Below are 18,385 nucleotides of genomic sequence, written 5' to 3'. Positions count from 1 at the left end.
GCTTCCAGAAGGCGTAGAAATGGTAATGCCTGGCGACAACCTTAAGTTCGTAGTAGAACTAATCGCTCCAATCGCGATGGACGAAGGTCTTCGTTTCGCGATCCGTGAAGGCGGTCGTACAGTAGGTGCTGGTGTTGTATCTAAAATCATCGAGTAATCGATAATTTAGACGACATTAGTCATCAGAAAAAGGTCGCGCAAGCGGCCTTTTTTGTGTCCGAAGAAAATCGACCGTTGTTAACCTGGTCACTGAATCTGCTCCTGTATCGGCTCGAATATAGGCGTTACAATCACACTTGTTATTCGATGACATAAGGTAGGTTATGACCAAAACATTCAATACTTATTGTATCGAAGAACCAATATTGCCTGACGAACACGATGCGAACAGTGATATTCATGAACAAATACAATCAGGGTTGGCGGATGATACTTTCGTAACTGGTGTATCCGCATCGAGGTTGTTCGGTTATATTCCTGAGAAGTCACACAACTCTGGCGTCGCAGTTGTTATTTGCCCCGGCGGAGGGTACTACGGCCTCTCTATGCAGCGCGAAGGTCATACGGTCGCCAAACAGCTGGCCAGTGAAGGGATTAACGCCTTTGTATTGAAGTACCGTCTACCTAACGTTGTAAATCACTCCCAGCCTCATTTAGCACCTCTGGAAGATTTGGCTATGGGTTTGCTTAAGCTCGACGCTATTGCGCAGCAGTTTGATGTGAAGCTAGAACAAACGGGTGTAATGGGTTTTAGTGCGGGGGGGCATCTAGCTGCCACCTATGTGAGTCAAACGAAAGCACTGAGCGTTTTGCTCAAGCGAAAGAAGTTAATAAAGCCCGATTTTCAAGCCTTGATCTATCCTGTCATTTCCATGGTCGCCGCCCATCGACATCAAGGTAGCGTAGACAAATTATTACTTAATGATAGCGACGAAAAGTGGCGCGTATTTATGTCGCCCGAGTTGCACGTTAAACCTCATCATCCTCGTACTTTTTTACTCCATGCCAACGACGATAAATCTGTCGACGTTGCGAACAGCCTTGCTTATCAGTCGGCACTCAATGCCCAAAGAGTACCTTGTCAGGCGTTTTATTTAGCCAAAGGGGGGCACGCTTTTGCTACCTATCATCCGGTTAATTGGCTGACGATGTTTACAGACTGGCTATCTTGACCTTTAATACTTTGGTCGTAGTGAAACAGATATGTGCGTGCGCGCCATGTATGATGCCAGAGTTTAGGGAATGCGCAGATATGATGCTTGGACTATGGTTACAGGCATAGATAAAGATTAATCAGTTTGCCATCTAACTGTGGATGGGCACTGAAACAGAAGGTGTTGATATGCAATCTATTGCAATAGTGTTGCTCGGTATTGTGGGCATGTTACTGGGCTGGTTTGTTTACTCTAAGTTTATTGCGGAAAAGATTTTTAAAATGGACGACAAATTCGTCACCCCGGCTCATGAGCTTCAAGACGGTGTCGATTTTGTGCCAACTAATAAAGTCGTTTTGTGGGGGCATCACTTTACATCCGTTGCTGGTGCAGCACCCATTGTCGGGCCAGCTATTGCCGTGTATTGGGGCTGGGTTCCGGCGGTGCTATGGGTAGTGTTCGGCACTATCTTTTTCGCCGGTGTTCACGATATGGGGGCTTTGTGGGCGAGTGCTCGCCATAAAGGTAAATCCATGGGCGCTCTGTCTGAATCTGTGATTGGTAAACGCACGCGCGCCTTGTTTATGATTGTGGTGTTCCTTGTGTTACTCATGGTAAATGCCGTATTTGGTGTTGTTATTGCCAATTCATTTGTTGGCCAACCTAATGCTGTATTCCCAGCCTGGACAGCGATTGCTGTCGCATTGATTATTGGTCAATTGCTCAAGCGTAACTTGAGCCTAATCCCATTGTGTATCGTTGGTATCATTGTGCTTTACGCGTCTGTGTATGCTGGTAGTTATATTCCCATCAGCTTACCCGAAACCTTGTTCGGTTTGTCTGACAAAGCGAACTGGATCATTATTCTATTTGTTTATGCCGCAATCGCTTCGTTGTTACCCGTGTGGATGTTGCTACAACCACGAGACTTTATAAACGGTATGCAGTTATTGGTGGGCTTGTTCTTGCTTTACGGCGCGGTATTTTTCTCGTTACCTGATATTACAGCGCCAGCGTTTAATACACAGACGGCAGTGGATACGCCCAGCCTTATCCCATTGCTATTCGTTACCATTGCATGCGGTGCAGTTTCAGGTTTCCACGGTATTGTGTCTTCAGGGACGAGTTCAAAGCAGTTGAACAAAGAAACCGACGGACGCTTTGTTGGTTACCTTGGTGCAGTAGGTGAAGGCTCATTAGCACTGATCACTATTGTTGCTGTAAGTGGTGTCGCACTCGCTGCCTCGCCTGAGGAATGGCATGAGGTATACAGTCACCTTGGTGCAGGGAGTGTAAGTGCGTTTATTACTGGAGGGGCTAATCTTATCCAGCAAGGTTGGGGATTACCCGTCGATTTTTCTTCTACCATCCTCGCCACAATGGTGGTGTTGTTTGCGGGTACCACCATGGACTCTGGCGTACGCCTGCAACGATACATTATTCAGGAGTGGGGAGAGATTTATAACATTAATCTGCTGAAGAATGGTGCGCTTGCTACTTTCTTTGCGGTGGCCTGTTGTTTGTTACTCGCTTTTGGTGCCGGCGGTTCTTCCGGTTCAGGTGGCATGATTATTTGGCCGTTGTTCGGTTCGACCAATCAGATATTGGCCAGTTTAACACTGCTTGTTATCTCGGTTATGCTGATTAAGTTGAAACGGCCAGCGATTTATACCTTGGCCCCTATGATGTTTGTGCTGGTAATGGCGTTCTTTGCGGGCTTTATAAAGTTATTCGAGTATTATGAACAGAAGAATTGGCTGTTGGTATGCCTTGATGCTGTAGTGCTTGTGGTGTCGGTATTGGTGATGTTAGAAGCTTGGTCTGTTATCGCTAAGTTCAGACGAGAAAAGTCTGTAGAATAAGCATATACCGACGTACGGATTACAAAAGCCCTGAATGTCAGGGCTTTTTTTTACCACTTATTAGCCACTTAAAATAAAAAAAGCCCGATAAATCGGGCCACGGTGGGGATGGTAGCTAACCCTAGCTACCATAAGAAATCCATTATCAAAAGTATGCGCGAATAATCCCGGCGCTAATTAACAAAAGAGATAGAGAATAAAGCGTCAACGCTACCTGGTCAGACAGTTTTGGTTTTGCATTTTCCATCTTAATCACCTATTTCGTTACTATTGATGTAACGTAAATGTAACATTCCTATGTATCATTCGTTATTATTCTTTAGTGTAATATCATCATTTTTATGTATTAATACTTGTATCGCTTTCTAGCACCCGCATACTAGAGCTTGATATTCACCTCAAACTTATCACTGGATTGATTACATGTTTTTGCTTTTAGTTTATGTGCTGATTGCGCTTGGCTTTTCCTTTTTATGCTCAATTGCGGAGGCGGTGATACTGAGTGTGTCGTCGGCCTATATCTCTGTGCAGGAGAAAGAAGGAAAGGCCAGTGGTGCTTTATTGCGAAAACTTACGGATGATATTAATTCGCCGTTATCGGCAATTTTAACCCTCAATACAATCGCACATACGATGGGAGCCGCTGGCGCAGGCGCTCAAGCAGCCGTTGTTTTTGGTGATGCCTATTTGGGGGTGATATCTGCGGTATTAACATTACTGATTTTGATCTTCTCTGAAATCATTCCCAAAACTCTGGGCGCGACGTATTGGCGTACATTGGCTCCTTCGGTAGCGTTTTTCCTAAAGTATCTCGTTTTGGTGTTGTACCCGTTTGTCAAAATGTCTGAATACCTAACCAGAGGGTTTAAAGAAGAAAGCCCATTGAGAGGGTTAAATCGCACAGAATTACATGCAATGGCGGAGCTGTCTAGCCAAGAGGGGCAGTTAGCCCAACACGAAGCCTCAGTATTGCAAAGTCTATTGAGTTTGCATGAACTCAAGGTTAAAGACGCGATTACGCATCGTACTGCGGTGTTTTCTGTCTCTGAAGATATTACGGTTGAAACCTTCTTTCACAAACACGCTAATGTAGAGTTTTCTCGTATTCCTGTATACGAAGACGATGTAAGCGAAAATATTACCGGTTATGTCATGCGGTCAGACTTATTGGTGGCACAAGCTAGAGGGAATGGGCAAAAGCAATTGTCCGAGTATCGCAAATCAATGGTGACACTGCTTGGTTCTATGCCGCTTTCCAGTACCTTTGACCACTTTTTAACGTCACGTGTGCATATGTTATTGGTGGTAGATGAGTATGGAGGATTGGAAGGCATTTTGACGTTAGAAGACTTACTTGAACGTTTATTGGGTGTCGACATTATTGATGAAAAAGACGGAACAGTGAGTATTCGCCGCTTTGCCCATATGATCAGTAAGCGCAGAGAGCAAATGCTCGTCAAAAATGCACCAGACGCCGAGGTGATAAAGAAAGAGCTGTAATTGCAGCGTTAACTTAAAATTGGTAGGTCACGCCAACTTGTAATTGTGTGTCTGTTTGATGGGCTGGTTGCCAATAGCCTCTTCGGCTGGCGGCAAAACTCTTGAGCCACAGTGCTTCTGTACTTATTTTGGTGTGTTTGTTGATGGTGTATTGCCAGTTAAGCGTTAAGGCCTTACCGTCACTGTCGTTAGCGTCATACGCGTAGTTATCGTCTTCGTTTACCTCAAACCAATCTATACGTACAGAAAACTTATGTTGGGCGAGGCGATAACTCAAGGCTGCATAAGCAGCATAATAGTCGGCATAAACGACTCTTTGCCCCATGAGGGTCGACCCAAGCATAACGTGACCCGATAACGTGAGGGTGGGCGAGAGTCGGTACCTTGCTGCAAGCGAATGGAATTTGGTGCGCCAAGCATATAAACGATGCTTGTTTACTACGGTAGGGTCAGCGCGGTTGTCGTAATAAAAATAGCGCACATCAAGTTGTCGCGTATATTGCCATTGCATTCCCACGTAGTAGCCCCACTTCCCATCCATTTCCTTGAAGGGCTTAGTCCAGCTTGGCCCCATGATCATCGAGTCAGCGACCACTGAGGGATAAGCAGCAAAATTAACCCGCTCTTTAAACAGGGTTTGGCGATCGTGCATAGCAAACCCTCGCCATGTGAGTTGTGTGCCTAACGTGTCGTTGCCTTTGAACGTGCCTATAAAAGTTTCCCATGTCCAAGGGCTTCTCGCTGCGCGTCCGGGACGACGTAAAGACCACTGGGCGCCAACAATTCTGAGTTCTTCACCAACCCATGAGTTGATGGCCGAGTTGGATATAAAATCTTCTGAAAGCCAGCCAACATCGGTATTTTCGACCGAGAGGGCCGGATAAAATAGACCTACTTTTATCGTTTGTTTGTATAAGCCTGAGGACAGCGGGCGGTAGTTGGCAAACAGCTGTGTAAGACCTAAACGGGATTCGCCATCGCTATAGGCATTTGCTACGCCTGTAATTTGCCAATTGTCGCTGATGTCATGATCAATCGATAGCAGGGCTTGATTGAGAAGCACGTCGTTGCCTGCGGAGCGCAATATGCCCACGCCCGAATTTTGATAAGAGGCCGGACTATTGTTACTGATCGCACTGACTTGAAAGAGCCCCTTCACGTCAGTGTTTGCTTGGCATTGAATACTACTCAAAACAACTAATAGCAACCCCAAGTAGTGTTTCATTTAATAGTCCTCAAATCCTTCACCGTAATCAAAACTAGGTAACAAGGCATCTGTGAGTTCGAGGGTTATTGTTTGGTCAGAGTTCATATTCACCGTCATCGAAGGAGGGACACTATTCGGGGCCAATCTAGGGTGCCACAACGTCAGCGTATATAGTGTGTTGGGGGCCTGTATTTGGGCCTGCCCCTGGGCGTCGGTTTTAGCGAAATAAGGGGAATCTGTAATGTAAATATATCCCAGCATCCAGTCGTGGATATTACAACCAATATCAACAACACCGGCTTGGTCAAACAGTATAGGGTCTGCATCTAGCGCTTTGTACAAACGAATTTCGAATGATTTTGCTGGCGAGAAAGAATAGACGTGATGCTTGATAGAATCTGAATTTGGAAAATGAACCCGTGTATTGGTTTGAACAGCAAGTACATGCGGAACAAACTGTTTATTGACTTGGTCCATGTTCGCTTCAAAAGGCGTTGTTGGATCGGCGGGGGGCAACCCTTCGGTGGGAGTGAGAACAATAACACTATTGCGAACCGGTTGGCCTTCAACATCATGTAACGTGACGGTGAGTTGTTCGGCTTTCACAGTAAGCGCTAGCAGCAAGGTTATGCTCAAAATGCCGAGAAGTTTTAGCACACGTTTTTCCTTCAAGTCTTCTTTTTATTATCAAATAGACAGGCATTTTGATAATTAACTTTCTTTATTACTTTAGTACCGAGTGACATAAAGGCCAGTAATTTTAGTAAAACGCAGCCTCATTTAGACTGGTCAGAGGGGGAGAATGGTCAATTTTTGTTGACTTAGTAGGCTATTTAACGGTCAAATGGCGTTAGGTAGTAAGCTAATAAAACGCTTTAGCACATAATAATAAAAAGTCAGTATGAGCAGTGATGACGACCTCATTATCAAATATAAGGCGCTAATTAAAGCGCTTATCCCTTACCAGCAAAAAGGTAAGTTGCTTGAAGGGCTGAATCGCTTTTCGGCGCGCTTACCCGCTCGTGCTCGTGATGTTATTAAAAGCGAAGTCCTTCGCCTCACTTCCCAGACCTCTGAAACCGCCGACAATTCTGAGTTTGCACAGTTTCCGGTGAAAAAATTTGTGCACTTCGGTATCAACATGAAGTTAGACAAAGTGGGCGCCGAAATACTGAAAAAAGAAACCGCCAGATATTTAGGTGAGTACACCGTTGGGGTACTGGAGTCGATCACTAATTCAGAACATTATCAGGGGTTGATTCAGCGTAAGCAGCGCCAAAAAGTTATCGAGGCGTTCACCGTACAAGCACAGTCATACGAAGATATCGACTTTGGAGAAGATCTCGCTGTTAAACCGAATTTTTCAGTATCGTCTCTTGAGTATATGAAAGGTCGGAGCTTATCAGTCTCTTCCATTAGTCGAAGCGCACTGATCATCGATACCGCTCGCCCACCTAATTTGAAAGGTGGAGACACAGTGACATTCACTATCCCCGAAGCGGCCGGTGTTTTTGCTGAAAATACAATACTCCCTTGCTTACTAAAAGCGGTGTCCTTTAATGCTGACTCGCAACGTTTCGAGAGCGAGTTTATTTTTGACCAACCCAAAGATGAGGTGGTGAAGGCAATTGTTCGTTACTTGCAAAGTGTTTCATTGCGACAGCCTCTGAGTCGAAACCTTGAACTCGAAAGAACCATGCAAGCCCTTGACCGTGACCGAATTTTGGAAAACTCGCCTTGGGTACCGATTTTTGTCGACAAGACCAACAAGGGTTTTGAACCTCAAATGGCAATGCTCACCAGCTACAACAGCCAATACAACCCCAGTGCCATCAGTTCTAACTTGTTACCGGGTAAAGAAGCCATTGTGTATATTTTCAAAGAGTTGGAAAAATACGGAGAGGTGTTTGTGCTACGTGGAGAGGTTAAGCGCAAGAGTGGTGAATGCATTCATTTATGTGCCACTGCTCGCATGCTAGACCAATCGGGCATGATGTCGCAGTTTATTGCTATGACGCAAGGTTCGTTACATATTCAGCAGTGGCGTTTGCGACAGTTGGATAAAATGGAAGTTAAAAGCGCGATGATTCTGCAGGATATTGATAGTCAGCAATATCCTGAGTTGGACGAGCTGAGTCATGTTCTTTTTTGCCGAACGCTTGACGCTGATTGGCTAAAAATGGCCGCACCTTCTCCGTCATCGATAAAAAGCTTCCCGCGCTCAATGTTAGATAGCAGAAGGCCTTGGCCACTCAATTTTATCATGCACGAAGATATCGACCGTCGCAGTGAGCCACGCTATCGCATTGAAAAAGAAGGCTCGGTTAAATTAGGTTTGGTATCGAGCCATGCTGCTATGGTGAGGGACTTTTCGGTAAAAGGTATGCGCTTGCAATTGACAGAGCCCCTCGCTATGTTGCAGCAAACGTCGGTAAAAGTGAGTGTGCCGGAACTTAAACTACGCGGCGAGAAATATGAAGTCGTTGATTTTAACCCAGCGACTCAAGTATTAAGATTAAAAGTGCCCGAGTCAGATAAAGCGCATAAGTCTACTGACAAAATAATGGGTAACAACAGTGGCTTTTTCAAGCTGCGCGACTTGGCAGCTAGGCAACGCCGTTCATACCGATTCATGTGGGAGCTTGCTTCTCGGGCTCACCCGAATGTGGCTGTGCAACTAATATCAGGGCGAACATTGGTGAATCGGCTTAAAACGGTGTACGTGCCCTACAGCACCACTGACCTTTACCCCTTTATTCAAGCCAATAACGAAGTGCAACTGCATGGCTTTTTAGGCGATATCGACAGTGTGCCACCTGATTCTAAGCGGCTGCATCAGTTTATTCATCAAGGTGAACGGCAGGCGTTAGCAGTGCACTGTATACGCAAAAAGGACAATCGGATCATCGCCGTAGAGCAAGACGATTTTTGTTATACGCGTATTCGTGCGCAGATGGCAGACGGATTGAAAGATGCCTCGTTAGAGGGATGTATGAACATGATTGAATGTACGCCATGCGCGAAAAAAACAACGGTAATGACCAAACAACGTCTGGCGCAAATTTCCAAAATTGATATTGCGGTTTACGAGAAACTACTCAATTTGCAAAACGTATACACCCATGTACTGCACCTTATTGACACAACGGCTTTGCATCACACTTTCTTGCGCGCGGGTGTATTTCCGGCCAAGCCCGACAACAAAAAGAAACCCGCTCCAGCCGCGCCCGCGCAGAGCGAGTAACATTTGATTGCCCCTTAGTCATTAAGGTGGCGAGACAATGGGCACACTAATAATTACACAAACACCGGTTTTATCTGGCAAGTTATCGAGCTGCAAACTGCCTTTGTGATACTGAATAATCATGTTGGCGATATACAAACCCAACCCCAAATGTGGTGGGCTTCCATCATTGACATTGGTTTCTTTGCGTACCGACACCATTGACTGAAGCAGTTGGGTCTTCATATCTTGTGGAAGCAGTGGGCCGGTATTGGTTACGCTGATTTTTAATTGCTTGTTTTCTTGCCATAAATGGAACGAAATCGTGCTTTTGTCTACGCTGAACTCCGTTGCGTTGGCAACAATTTTATCTAGCATTTGAGCAAACAATTCAGGAGAGCCGTCTACTCTTCCGGTTTGGGTTGATTGTTTGTAGCTAAAGTGTCGCTGTTTATAGGCATGTTCGTAACCAGCTACACAGCCACTTACCACCTTAACTAAATCAAACTCTTCACGTTCCTCTTGTGCAATGGCTTGTTCTAGTCGTGTTGCTTCACTCATACTGTTAAGGATGGTGCTCAAGCGGCTGATGCCCGTTTGTGCACGTTCGATAAACTCTTGCTGTTTGGTTTGGTCTTGTATTTGGCCTATGGTATCAAGTGAGCTTCTGACTACGGCCACCGGAGTTCGTAATTCATGAGATAGCCGAGATGCCATGTTTTCGAGGTACGAGTTGTAGTCTTGCAGCTTTGACAATACGCCACTGAAGGTTCGTGATAGGTCGCCAATTTCATCACCATGTGGTGCAGGTTTGAGTTCACCGACAATTTTACCATTGCTATCGATCACTGATTCGGTCTCATCCCTCAGTCGTCGAATACGGCTGGATATGCGGTTGGCAAACAATAACAAGCCCAGTGTCCCTAGTGTCATTACGGCTAATATGACGTTGAAAAGTTGCTCTAGCGCGCGGTTTCGCAAGGTACGAATACCATTGGTGGTTTGCTCAACAACGACCGCGCCCATCACCGTTTCACCGATATAAATTGGGTATGCTGCGGATAAAATTACCGCTTTGTTGTCTGGGGTTAATCGCCAAAGTGAATCAGGTTTGCCTGATAGTGCCGAATTGATATCTCGTCCTGCCAGTGCATAGGCATTGTCGAGTTCATCGATAAAGTCTGCCGGCGGCTTGGATAAAATTTGATAATACAGGGGGTGTAACCAGTTTTCTTCAATGTAACGGAACCAAGAATTGCTGGTAGCATTTGCCGTACGTACTTTTAAACCTTGTGCAGACAAAATATCACCCGCTCTGGCAAGTACACGCTTGTGCTTGTCGATTACCCATACCCGGGAATCTGCGTACTTGAGCCCTGATAATATTTGTTCAATTTCTGGTGATGGCGTCACAACTGTGCCGAGTGCGTCGGTTTGGTTCGGGTCGGCGGTGCCGATGGCATATTGTTTATTTCGTCGCAGAGGGTCATCAACATCGACCAGTGCAAATGCCAATGAGCCTGATGTCATTTCCAGCGGGAAGCGCAGTTCTATGGTGTAGCCTGTTGCGGTTTCTAACCAGCGACCCTGAATTTCCAGAGCGTTGTTTTCGGCGCGAAAACTATTGGGGTCTTTCGGAAGTGTGTAGGCGTTTACCCAGCCTGCATCATAGGGCGAGATAATATAGCGATGAAGTTCGCCTTCTTTATCGGTTAGTCCAATCAAGAGATGGTCACTTTGGTCTACCGCCAGTGAAGACTTTTGTCGCCACACAATGTGATCATCGGTAACGTAAAACATGGCGTATAAAAACTGTTTATACCGGCCTACCATGTGATCGAATGACAAAGTCACGGGGGCGTTTTTCGCCTCTTCAGAAAACCAGGTCACTACTTGAGATTGGTCGTAATGCCCGATCAATGGCGCCACGGTTTGCCAGTCGGTGAGTTTGCCGTCTAGTTGTATGGGCAACTCAATAGGCGGAGCGTATAGGTCTGTACCGGGTCGAACATTTTGTAGGTAAGACGATTGACTATCGAATAACGCTGGGCGCTCATGCAGCGCGGTGGCGACGGCTCTGGCTGTGCCAATCATGGTTTGCTCTTGGCCAATGCGTAGGTATTGTTCCAACTCCCAGACGTATTTATAGCCTAACCAGGGGATCGCAAACAAAAACAGCGATAATACTAAGAGCTGTAGTCGAATTGAAAAACGCAGTTTCACGCGCTTAGGCCTGCCAACGATAACCCATACCGTAAACGGTATCGATATGGTCAAAGGTGTCGTCGAGTTGAATAAACTTTTTACGCATTCGTTTAATGTGCGATGTAATCGTGGAGTCATCTACCACCATACGAGATTCATCCATCAACTGTTGACGGCTTTTTACATGGCCGGGATGTTTGATTATGGCGTGAAGCATCCAGAATTCAGTTACCGTTAGTGCAACCGGCTCTGCCTTCCACGTTACTATCATACGGCTCACATCAACACGTAAATGCCCAAGGTTAATAATTTCACTCTGTTGCTTGGGCTCTGCAAGTAAATCGGTACGTCGGAACAAGGCCGCCACGCGTGCGAGTAAATGGGCCATACTGATGTCTTTGGTCAGGTAATCGTCTGCACCCATGCGCAAACCACTGATCGTATCAACGTCGTTGTCTCGTGCTGTAAAAAATATAATAGGGAGTGTTTGTGAGAGCTGTCGAATTTGCTGGCACAGCAAAAAGCCGCCTTCCATTTCATCCTGTAAGCCAATATCAATGATTGCTAAGTCAGGTAATTGTTGGGCAAAAGCCTCGCTCGCTGATGGGCGGTCCCCAAAGGGGATAACTTTATAACCTTGGCTTTCCAACGCGACCGTATAGTTGTCACGAATAGCAATATCATCTTCCACAATTGCAATGGTTTTTGGCATCTGGGTAATCCTTAATTTTATTTTGATGACACTCTATATCAGTTTTTATTGTCGTACCTGACTACGGCAGAATTTCAATGAATTTCCATTTTCGTGCCATTTTTCTGCCATATTATCACGCCGTACCTTGTACAAATATGGCTTAAGTTACTGATTCGGCGCGTGCTGCCTTAGTTCGGCATGTTTTGTCATTATCTTTCATTGCTTTGCCATAACCTCGCCCGCTCCTTGCCATGAATACCCGTTTTAATAGAACCATCGAAAGTTTTTAAATTTAAACAAGCAACGGAGAAAGACAATGCGTAAGACAATTATCGCAACTTTACTTATCACGTCTATGGGTGCTGTATCAACTTCAACTTATGCTGAAACAGCACAAGAAAAGCAGGAGCGCAATGAAGCAGTAGGCATTGGTCTTGGTACTGGTGCCGTGATCGGTGGCTTGGTTGCTGGCCCCGTTGGTGCCATTGTTGCTGGAGTATTCGGCGCGGCAGTAACGAATGATCACTATCAAGACGAAGAAATTAAAGAGCAAGAACAAGAGTTGGCGATGAAAAATCGTCAGCTATCAGAACAAGAGCAAGAGTTACTGGCAATGCGTGACTCTATAAGCGACCTGAAACAAGAAACGCGTACGACTCACGTAGTGGTTGAGGAAAATAAGGAACTACCAATTATGACGGTTGAAAGTAATGTTCAGTTCACCACGGGTTCTTACACCATTGCGAAAGACTACCAAGAGCAGTTAGACCTGATAGCCACAGCGTTAAAGCGTTACCCAGGTTTACAAGCAAAACTAACGGGTCATGCTGACCAGCGCGGTAACGAAAAGTATAACCAAGCATTGTCTATGCAACGTGCAATCAGTGTGAAGCAATACTTGGTTAACCATGGTGTGAGTGAGAACCAACTTATCACGGTAGCGCTTGGTGAGAAAAACAGTAACAACGAAAACATCGAAACAGCATTTTTCGATCGTAAGGTGGTGGTAGAAGTTTCTGAAAATCCGGAAGCATACGCCGCAAATCGATAGTCAATACAGCTTCCTCACTGTGCGTTGCTTAGGGCTCAGGGAATAGAGCCTCATTTTTTCAGGATGATTGGGTAACGAATGGTGAACTGGTGACCCCAACTAGCCCGCTTGATAGTGAATCATCACTTGATGGCGGGTTTTCCTTTTCTATCGTCTCTTCACTCACACACCCCGTCGGATTCCTCACCCTATTGCCTTGAAATATGGCAAAATGACGGCACTTAGCATTACCTACATAATCGTGTTTACAACACGCTGAACTTCCAGAACACAAATTCACAGGCAAATTGAATGAAAGCGTTAGCAATATCTGGGTTAACTAAAACCTATCGCGGTGGCGTGCATGCCTTAAAAGGCATCGACCTGACCGTAGATGAAGGCGATTTTTTTGCTTTGCTCGGTCCAAATGGTGCGGGTAAGTCAACGACCATCGGTATTATCAGTTCTTTGGTTAACCCAAGTGACGGCCAAGTGTCGGTGTTTGGTTATGACCTTGAAAAAGAAAAAGGCTTAGCAAAGTCTTGCATTGGCCTGGTACCTCAAGAGTTTAATTTTAACCAATTTGAAACCGTACTACAGATTGTATTGAATCAAGCTGGGTATTACGGCGTGCCGCGGGGTATCGCCCACGAGCGTGCAGAAAAATACCTTAAACAACTCGACTTATGGGAAAAGCGCACCGCCAGAGCAAGAGAGCTCAGTGGTGGTATGAAGCGCCGGCTGATGATTGCTCGCGCTTTGATGCACGAACCGAAAATGCTTATTTTGGATGAACCCACAGCGGGTGTGGATATTGAAATTCGCCGCTCAATGTGGGTTTTTCTGGAAGAGATCAATAAGCAGGGTATTACCATTATTTTAACTACCCACTATCTCGAAGAAGCGGAAAGCTTGTGTCGAAATATCGCGATTATTGATAAAGGCCGAATTGTCGAAAATACCTCGATGAAAGCGCTGCTTTCGAAGCTGACCATCGAAACGTTTATTCTCGATATCAACGCTGACACGACTCCCAGCCTCGAAGGTTTTACTTATCGCGTTATTGACGAACATACTCTTGAAGTTGACGTGGAGAAGACCGAGGGAGTTAATCCGGTATTTTCACAGCTAACAGAGCAAGGTGTTCAGGTGCTCAGTATGAGAAATAAATCAAACCGTTTGGAAGAGTTGTTTGTGCAAATGGTTGAGTCGGGTCGTAAACAGCAGGAGGAAGCGTAAGATGTCTTCGGGAAATAACTGGATAGCGTTGACGACCATCTGGATTAAAGAGTGCACGCGCTTTTTACGCATTTGGGTGCAAACCTTGGTGCCGCCAGCAATCACAATGAGTTTGTATTTTATTATCTTTGGTAACCTGATTGGCAATCGAATCGGAGATATGGGCGGTTTTACTTATATGGAGTTTATCGTTCCCGGTTTGATAATGATGTCGGTGATCACCAACTCCTATGCGAACGTGTCGTCATCGTTTTTTAGTGCGAAGTTTCAGCGCAATATCGAAGAAATGCTAGTTGCGCCAGTTCCAACGTCGGTCATTATTCTTGGCTATGTTGGCGGCGGCGTCGCGAGGGCGATTCTAATTGGGATAATTGTTACCACGGTATCGTTATTTTTTGTGGATGTGCAAATTCACAATATCGCAGTAATCATAGCCACTTTGCTATTAACCTCGACCTTGTTTGCCACTGCGGGGTTACTAAACGCGATATACGCCAAGACCTTTGACGATATCAGCATGGTACCCACGTTTGTACTCACGCCACTAACCTACCTAGGCGGGGTGTTTTATTCACTGTCGCTATTGCCTGAGTTCTGGCAATGGGTGAGTAAAGCCAACCCTATCGTGTATATGGTGAATGGTTTCCGTTATGGGTTCTTGGGCGTGTCTGACGTGAATGTGGGCGTTGCTTTGGGCTTACTCGTGGTCTTTAATGCGATACTGTTTAGTATTGTGTATGTGTTGCTTAATCGCGGCACCGGCATTCGTTCGTAGGGGGCGAGGTTGAGTCAGGGGAATTCGCGGGAAATCGCGACCAATCAACAAGGGGTCAATGACAAGCTGGTCGACACGGTGGTTAAGTACCGCGACAGCCATCATCAACGACCGTTTCAAGCTCATACCCAGCAAGTATTTGAGTCACTCGTAGAATGGCTTGATGGTTGGCAGGGCGATATCGTTTTAGACTCGTGTTGCGGTGTAGGTGAAAGTACGGCTACGCTGTCTGCCTTACATCCTAATTGTCGCGTAATTGGTGTCGATAAGTCAGCGTTGCGGGTGGACAAACACTCGCATTACGCGGCAGAAGGCGATAATTATTGTGTTGTTCGCGCTGATGTGAACGACCTATGGCGTTTGATCGCAGCGGCAAAGTGGCGAGTTGTTAAACATTGTTTGTTTTATCCAAACCCTTACCCTAAGTCGTCGCAATTACAAAAACGTTGGTATGCCAGCCCTGCGATGCCAGCCTTGATGGCAATAACATCAAACATTGAAGTTCGCAGTAATTGGCTAATATACATCCAAGAGTTTCAGCAAGCATTAGCGTGCTACGACATCGAATCGACATTGCGAGAAGTGGATACTTCGATGCCTGCTGTGACACCTTTCGAACGAAAGTATCGGGCTAGCGGGCAGGCGTGTTGGCAGTTAAAAACCAAACGCTAGTGCGGTGCGTTCGCACTTGTCACTGACGCACTGGGCTTGGCAAATAAAAAGCCTTGTACGTAGCGAATATCAAACGCCTTTGCGATAGCAAGGGCGTTTTCACTTTCAATCTGCTCAGCAACGATACTCACACTGCGTTCGTTCGCGTATTCACATATTTGCGTAACAAACTCTCTTGCCTCGACACTGTGCGTTACCTGTTCAAGTAAAGAACCCGCGAGTTTGATCCCTCGAAGCGGTAAGGTAAACAGTAATTTAATGTTGACGGGCCGAGCGCCCACATTGTCAATAAACAGCCCAATACCACCTTGTAAACTGTGTTCTGTAAATGCTTGGAGCGCTTGTACATTGCGAGTGGCGGTTTCGGCTGACACTTCAACACTGACGCGAGAGGGATGAGGGTATTCCCGCAGCAGAGTGACCAGTTTTTCACTTAATACTTGATTAAATAAGTCGTTGCTCGAGAGGTTTATGTTCCAAGCCATGTCGAGGTTGTGGAAATATTTAGCACACTGACAAAACATGCTTTCAGCCAGCGCTTGCGAGTCACTCTCGCGTGCCAGTAATTTGAGAAAGTCACTAGGCATACACATTTGCTCTGGTGTGATTAATCTGGCCAAACATTCGTATCGCCACACACTCTGCTGATGCAAATCGATAATGGGTTGGAAAAAAGGAACAATACGAGTTAAGTCTAATTGCGTATCTGCAACCTGCTGATGGCGCATTGAGTTAGACATGACAATAGACTCCTTGTGGGTAACATTAACTATAGCAAACCTCACAATTACGGCCAATTTACCGCTAACTGGCGCACTTTTCGCGCTATTAACCAACGAAATAAACAGCATTATTGCGAGATACTTGGACTTTGCACTATTCTGGGGTAAAGTGCGAGGTTCTTTGAAACTGGTCTGTTAAGTTTTCAATTTAAGTATCAATGACCACGTAGGATTGCACGCTGGTCGCGATGTAGTGTGCGTGTCAGGCTAGGGTTAGCTTCTGACCATAGAGGCAAGTTATCAGTGTAGGGGTGTTAGTGTGGGTGAAGCTCAAGTCAGTCTGAAGCACTTGTTTAGGGTTTTTACCAAACCGGAACACAAAGACTCCAAACTTGCGCAGATTGAACAACATCTGTCAGACAATATTCTCGATTTCCTTTCGCAGCACGTGGTAACAAAAAAGACGTCGCTGGAAGAGGTTGAGCAAGACTTTGCGTCTGCACATGTTCCCGAATCGCCTGAATTCGTTTCGACACATGCAGAGAGTTTGCTCGACAAGTTAGTTGCGCATTCGGTGAATACCTATGCGCCGACTTTTATCGGGCATATGACCTCAGCATTGCCTTATTTTCATTTGCCGTTGTCTAAACTACTGGTTGGTCTAAATCAGAACCTGGTTAAAATTGAAACCTCAAAGGCATTTACCCCCCTTGAACGTCAAGTGCTCGGTATGATGCATAACTTGGTTTATGATCAGAACGACGACTTCTACGCCCATTACTTACACAGTGCAAAACACGCACTCGGCGCATTTGGCTCTGGCGGAACAGTGGCCAATATCACGGCGTTATGGGTAGCGCGAAACAAAATGCTTGGGCCTACTTCGGGCTTTAGCGGTGTGGCAAGAGCTGGGCTGGCGGCTGCTTATCGGCATTACAACATCAATAATATGGCAGTGCTTTGTTCTCGACGGGGCCATTACAGCTTGTCGAAGGCGGTTGATGTGTTGGGCCTAGGACGAGAGCAGTTAATGACATTGCCGTGCCCAGGGCAAACGCTGCGGCCAGAACAAGCCTTGGCAGAGGGTAAACGCTACCAAGAAGCGGGCAATAAATTGTTGGCCATTGTGGGCATCGGCGGCACCACAGAAACAGGGCATGTAGACCCACTCGATGAGTTAGCTGATGTGGCGAAAGAATTGGGCTGTTGGTTCCATGTCGATGCGGCTTGGGGTGGCGCGACGTTATTTTCTAAACAATACCGCGAGCGATTAAAGGGTATTGAGCGAGCCGATTCTGTGACCATTGATGCTCATAAGCAAATGTATGTGCCAATGGGAGCGGGTATGGTGTTGTTTAAGCACCCCGAAGACAGCAACCACGTTAGGCATCATGCCCAATATATTCTGCGTGAAGGCTCCAAAGACCTAGGCGCAACCACCCTTGAAGGTTCTCGCAATGGCATGGCAATGATGGTGTATTCGTCGTTGCATATTTTTGGACGTCGCGGGTATGAGCTTCTTATTGATCAGAGCATTGAAAAGGCCAAAGCCTTTGCTGATATGATTGAGCGCCATCCTGACTTTGAATTAGTCACGGCACCAACATTGTCTATATTAACGTATCGCGTGTGCCCAGGTGTTGTACAAGAGGCTTTGTCGAATGCGAGCGATGATGCGCGCCGCACGTTAAATGAAAAAGTTGATCGTTTGGTTGTAAATGTACAAAAGCAACAACGGGAAGCAGGAAAATCATTCGTTTCTCGTACTCGTTTGGAAGTGCCTGAATACGAAGATGAGACGATTACCGTGTTCCGTGTAGTACTGGCTAACCCATTGACTACACGAAAAGATTTAGCCGCAATATTGGCTGAGCAACACGCTATCGCATGCAGAACGAAAATCTGGCAAGAGCTGGTGGACGATCAACATTTGCAAATAGCGTAATATGGCAAACGCCACAGGTTGAAGTGACCAAAAAGGCTACGTGAGTCTGTCTCTTATACACAAATCCCCGCTAAGAAATTAGTGGGGATTTTTTTTGAACATTATCTCTTCACTCTGATCAGATCTTGTAACTTGGTTGTGAGAGTAAATGATGATG

General features: G+C 45.8%; 15 protein-coding genes. 10 read left to right on the top strand and 5 right to left on the bottom strand.

Features of this window, described 5'->3' with window-relative positions; all coding sequences use genetic code 11:
• From ACXAH6_RS19795 to ACXAH6_RS19780, 4 genes are all read left to right on the top strand, one after another.
• The coding region (locus ACXAH6_RS19795; protein ID WP_474879664.1) for an EF-Tu C-terminal domain-related protein at positions 1 to 157 on the top strand (157 nt) is incomplete at its 5' end.
• Between the two features lie 166 nt (positions 158 to 323).
• Positions 324 to 1,172 carry an alpha/beta hydrolase gene (locus tag ACXAH6_RS19790; protein ID WP_474879662.1) on the top strand — a complete coding sequence of 283 codons (849 nt, stop codon included), beginning with the start codon at positions 324 to 326 and terminating at the stop codon, positions 1,170 to 1,172.
• Between the two features lie 170 nt (positions 1,173 to 1,342).
• A complete protein-coding gene (locus tag ACXAH6_RS19785) occupies positions 1,343 to 3,016 on the top strand; it encodes a carbon starvation CstA family protein (protein WP_474879661.1) in 1,674 nt (557 codons plus the stop codon).
• A 423-nt stretch (positions 3,017 to 3,439) separates the two neighbouring features.
• Entirely contained in the window at positions 3,440 to 4,516 is a 1,077-nt protein-coding gene (locus ACXAH6_RS19780; protein ID WP_474879659.1) for a CNNM domain-containing protein, read from the top strand.
• Between the two features lie 13 nt (positions 4,517 to 4,529).
• On the opposite strand, the gene ACXAH6_RS19775 is transcribed toward ACXAH6_RS19780, so the two are convergent.
• Entirely contained in the window at positions 4,530 to 5,741 is a 1,212-nt protein-coding gene (locus ACXAH6_RS19775) for a hypothetical protein (RefSeq protein ID WP_474879657.1), read from the bottom strand.
• Positions 5,742 to 6,380 (bottom strand): methylamine utilization protein, encoded by a 639-nt coding sequence (locus ACXAH6_RS19770; RefSeq protein WP_474879656.1) that lies wholly within the window; start codon positions 6,378 to 6,380, stop codon positions 5,742 to 5,744. It abuts the gene before it with no gap.
• A 244-nt stretch (positions 6,381 to 6,624) separates the two neighbouring features.
• Between ACXAH6_RS19770 and ACXAH6_RS19765 the strand changes: the two genes are divergently transcribed.
• Positions 6,625 to 8,967 (top strand): PilZ domain-containing protein, encoded by a 2,343-nt coding sequence (locus tag ACXAH6_RS19765; RefSeq protein ID WP_474879654.1) that lies wholly within the window; start codon positions 6,625 to 6,627, stop codon positions 8,965 to 8,967.
• A gap of 21 nt (positions 8,968 to 8,988) precedes the next feature.
• Here the strand turns inward: ACXAH6_RS19765 and pdsS are convergent, their stop codons facing one another.
• Positions 8,989 to 11,169 carry a proteobacterial dedicated sortase system histidine kinase gene (pdsS, locus tag ACXAH6_RS19760; protein ID WP_474879652.1) on the bottom strand — a complete coding sequence of 727 codons (2,181 nt, stop codon included), beginning with the start codon at positions 11,167 to 11,169 and terminating at the stop codon, positions 8,989 to 8,991.
• A 4-nt stretch (positions 11,170 to 11,173) separates the two neighbouring features.
• Positions 11,174 to 11,863 (bottom strand): proteobacterial dedicated sortase system response regulator, encoded by a 690-nt coding sequence (gene pdsR, locus ACXAH6_RS19755; RefSeq protein ID WP_474879650.1) that lies wholly within the window; start codon positions 11,861 to 11,863, stop codon positions 11,174 to 11,176.
• Positions 11,864 to 12,161: 298 nt separating this feature from the next.
• Here pdsR and pdsO point away from each other — a divergent pair, with 298 nt between their 5' ends.
• The 4 genes from pdsO to trmB all read left to right on the top strand — a co-directional run bounded on the left by pdsO (position 12,162) and on the right by trmB (position 15,561).
• On the top strand, positions 12,162 to 12,896 hold the full coding sequence (gene pdsO / locus ACXAH6_RS19750; protein ID WP_474879648.1) for a sortase-associated OmpA-like protein PdsO: 735 nt from the start codon (positions 12,162 to 12,164) through the stop codon (positions 12,894 to 12,896).
• A 291-nt stretch (positions 12,897 to 13,187) separates the two neighbouring features.
• Positions 13,188 to 14,114: an ABC transporter ATP-binding protein gene (locus tag ACXAH6_RS19745; protein ID WP_474879646.1), complete on the top strand. Its 927-nt coding sequence runs from the start codon at positions 13,188 to 13,190 to the stop codon at positions 14,112 to 14,114.
• 1 nt (position 14,115) lies between these two features.
• Positions 14,116 to 14,889: an ABC transporter permease gene (locus ACXAH6_RS19740; RefSeq protein WP_474879645.1), complete on the top strand. Its 774-nt coding sequence runs from the start codon at positions 14,116 to 14,118 to the stop codon at positions 14,887 to 14,889.
• Positions 14,890 to 14,898: 9 nt separating this feature from the next.
• Positions 14,899 to 15,561: a tRNA (guanine(46)-N(7))-methyltransferase TrmB gene (gene trmB / locus ACXAH6_RS19735; protein WP_474879644.1), complete on the top strand. Its 663-nt coding sequence runs from the start codon at positions 14,899 to 14,901 to the stop codon at positions 15,559 to 15,561.
• Here trmB and ACXAH6_RS19730 read toward each other — a convergent pair.
• Positions 15,558 to 16,301 (bottom strand): EAL domain-containing protein, encoded by a 744-nt coding sequence (locus tag ACXAH6_RS19730; RefSeq protein WP_474879642.1) that lies wholly within the window; start codon positions 16,299 to 16,301, stop codon positions 15,558 to 15,560. The genes trmB and ACXAH6_RS19730 overlap by 4 nt on opposite strands.
• A gap of 301 nt (positions 16,302 to 16,602) precedes the next feature.
• On the opposite strand from ACXAH6_RS19730, the gene panP reads away from it, so the two are divergent.
• Complete coding sequence (gene panP, locus ACXAH6_RS19725; protein ID WP_474879640.1) at positions 16,603 to 18,228, top strand: pyridoxal-dependent aspartate 1-decarboxylase PanP; 1,626 nt, start codon at positions 16,603 to 16,605, stop codon at positions 18,226 to 18,228.
• Positions 18,229 to 18,385: the final 157 nt, after the last annotated feature.

Source organism: Alteromonas sp. ABE4_545 (assembly GCF_056161325.1).
This window is presented reverse-complemented; position numbering and strand designations above follow the sequence as displayed.

Excerpts from the sequence above, each read along its gene's own strand:
- ACXAH6_RS19790 (WP_474879662.1), top strand. The coding sequence starts at position 324 with ATGACCAAAACATTCAATACTTATTGTATCGAAGAACCAATATTGCCT.
- ACXAH6_RS19785 (WP_474879661.1), top strand. The coding sequence starts at position 1,343 with ATGCAATCTATTGCAATAGTGTTGCTCGGTATTGTGGGCATGTTACTG.
- ACXAH6_RS19780 (WP_474879659.1), top strand. The coding sequence starts at position 3,440 with ATGTTTTTGCTTTTAGTTTATGTGCTGATTGCGCTTGGCTTTTCCTTT.
- ACXAH6_RS19775 (WP_474879657.1), bottom strand. The coding sequence starts at position 5,741 with ATGAAACACTACTTGGGGTTGCTATTAGTTGTTTTGAGTAGTATTCAA.
- ACXAH6_RS19765 (WP_474879654.1), top strand. The coding sequence starts at position 6,625 with ATGAGCAGTGATGACGACCTCATTATCAAATATAAGGCGCTAATTAAA.
- pdsR (WP_474879650.1), bottom strand. The coding sequence starts at position 11,863 with ATGCCAAAAACCATTGCAATTGTGGAAGATGATATTGCTATTCGTGAC.
- pdsO (WP_474879648.1), top strand. The coding sequence starts at position 12,162 with ATGCGTAAGACAATTATCGCAACTTTACTTATCACGTCTATGGGTGCT.
- ACXAH6_RS19745 (WP_474879646.1), top strand. The coding sequence starts at position 13,188 with ATGAAAGCGTTAGCAATATCTGGGTTAACTAAAACCTATCGCGGTGGC.
- ACXAH6_RS19740 (WP_474879645.1), top strand. The coding sequence starts at position 14,116 with ATGTCTTCGGGAAATAACTGGATAGCGTTGACGACCATCTGGATTAAA.
- ACXAH6_RS19730 (WP_474879642.1), bottom strand. The coding sequence starts at position 16,301 with ATGTCTAACTCAATGCGCCATCAGCAGGTTGCAGATACGCAATTAGAC.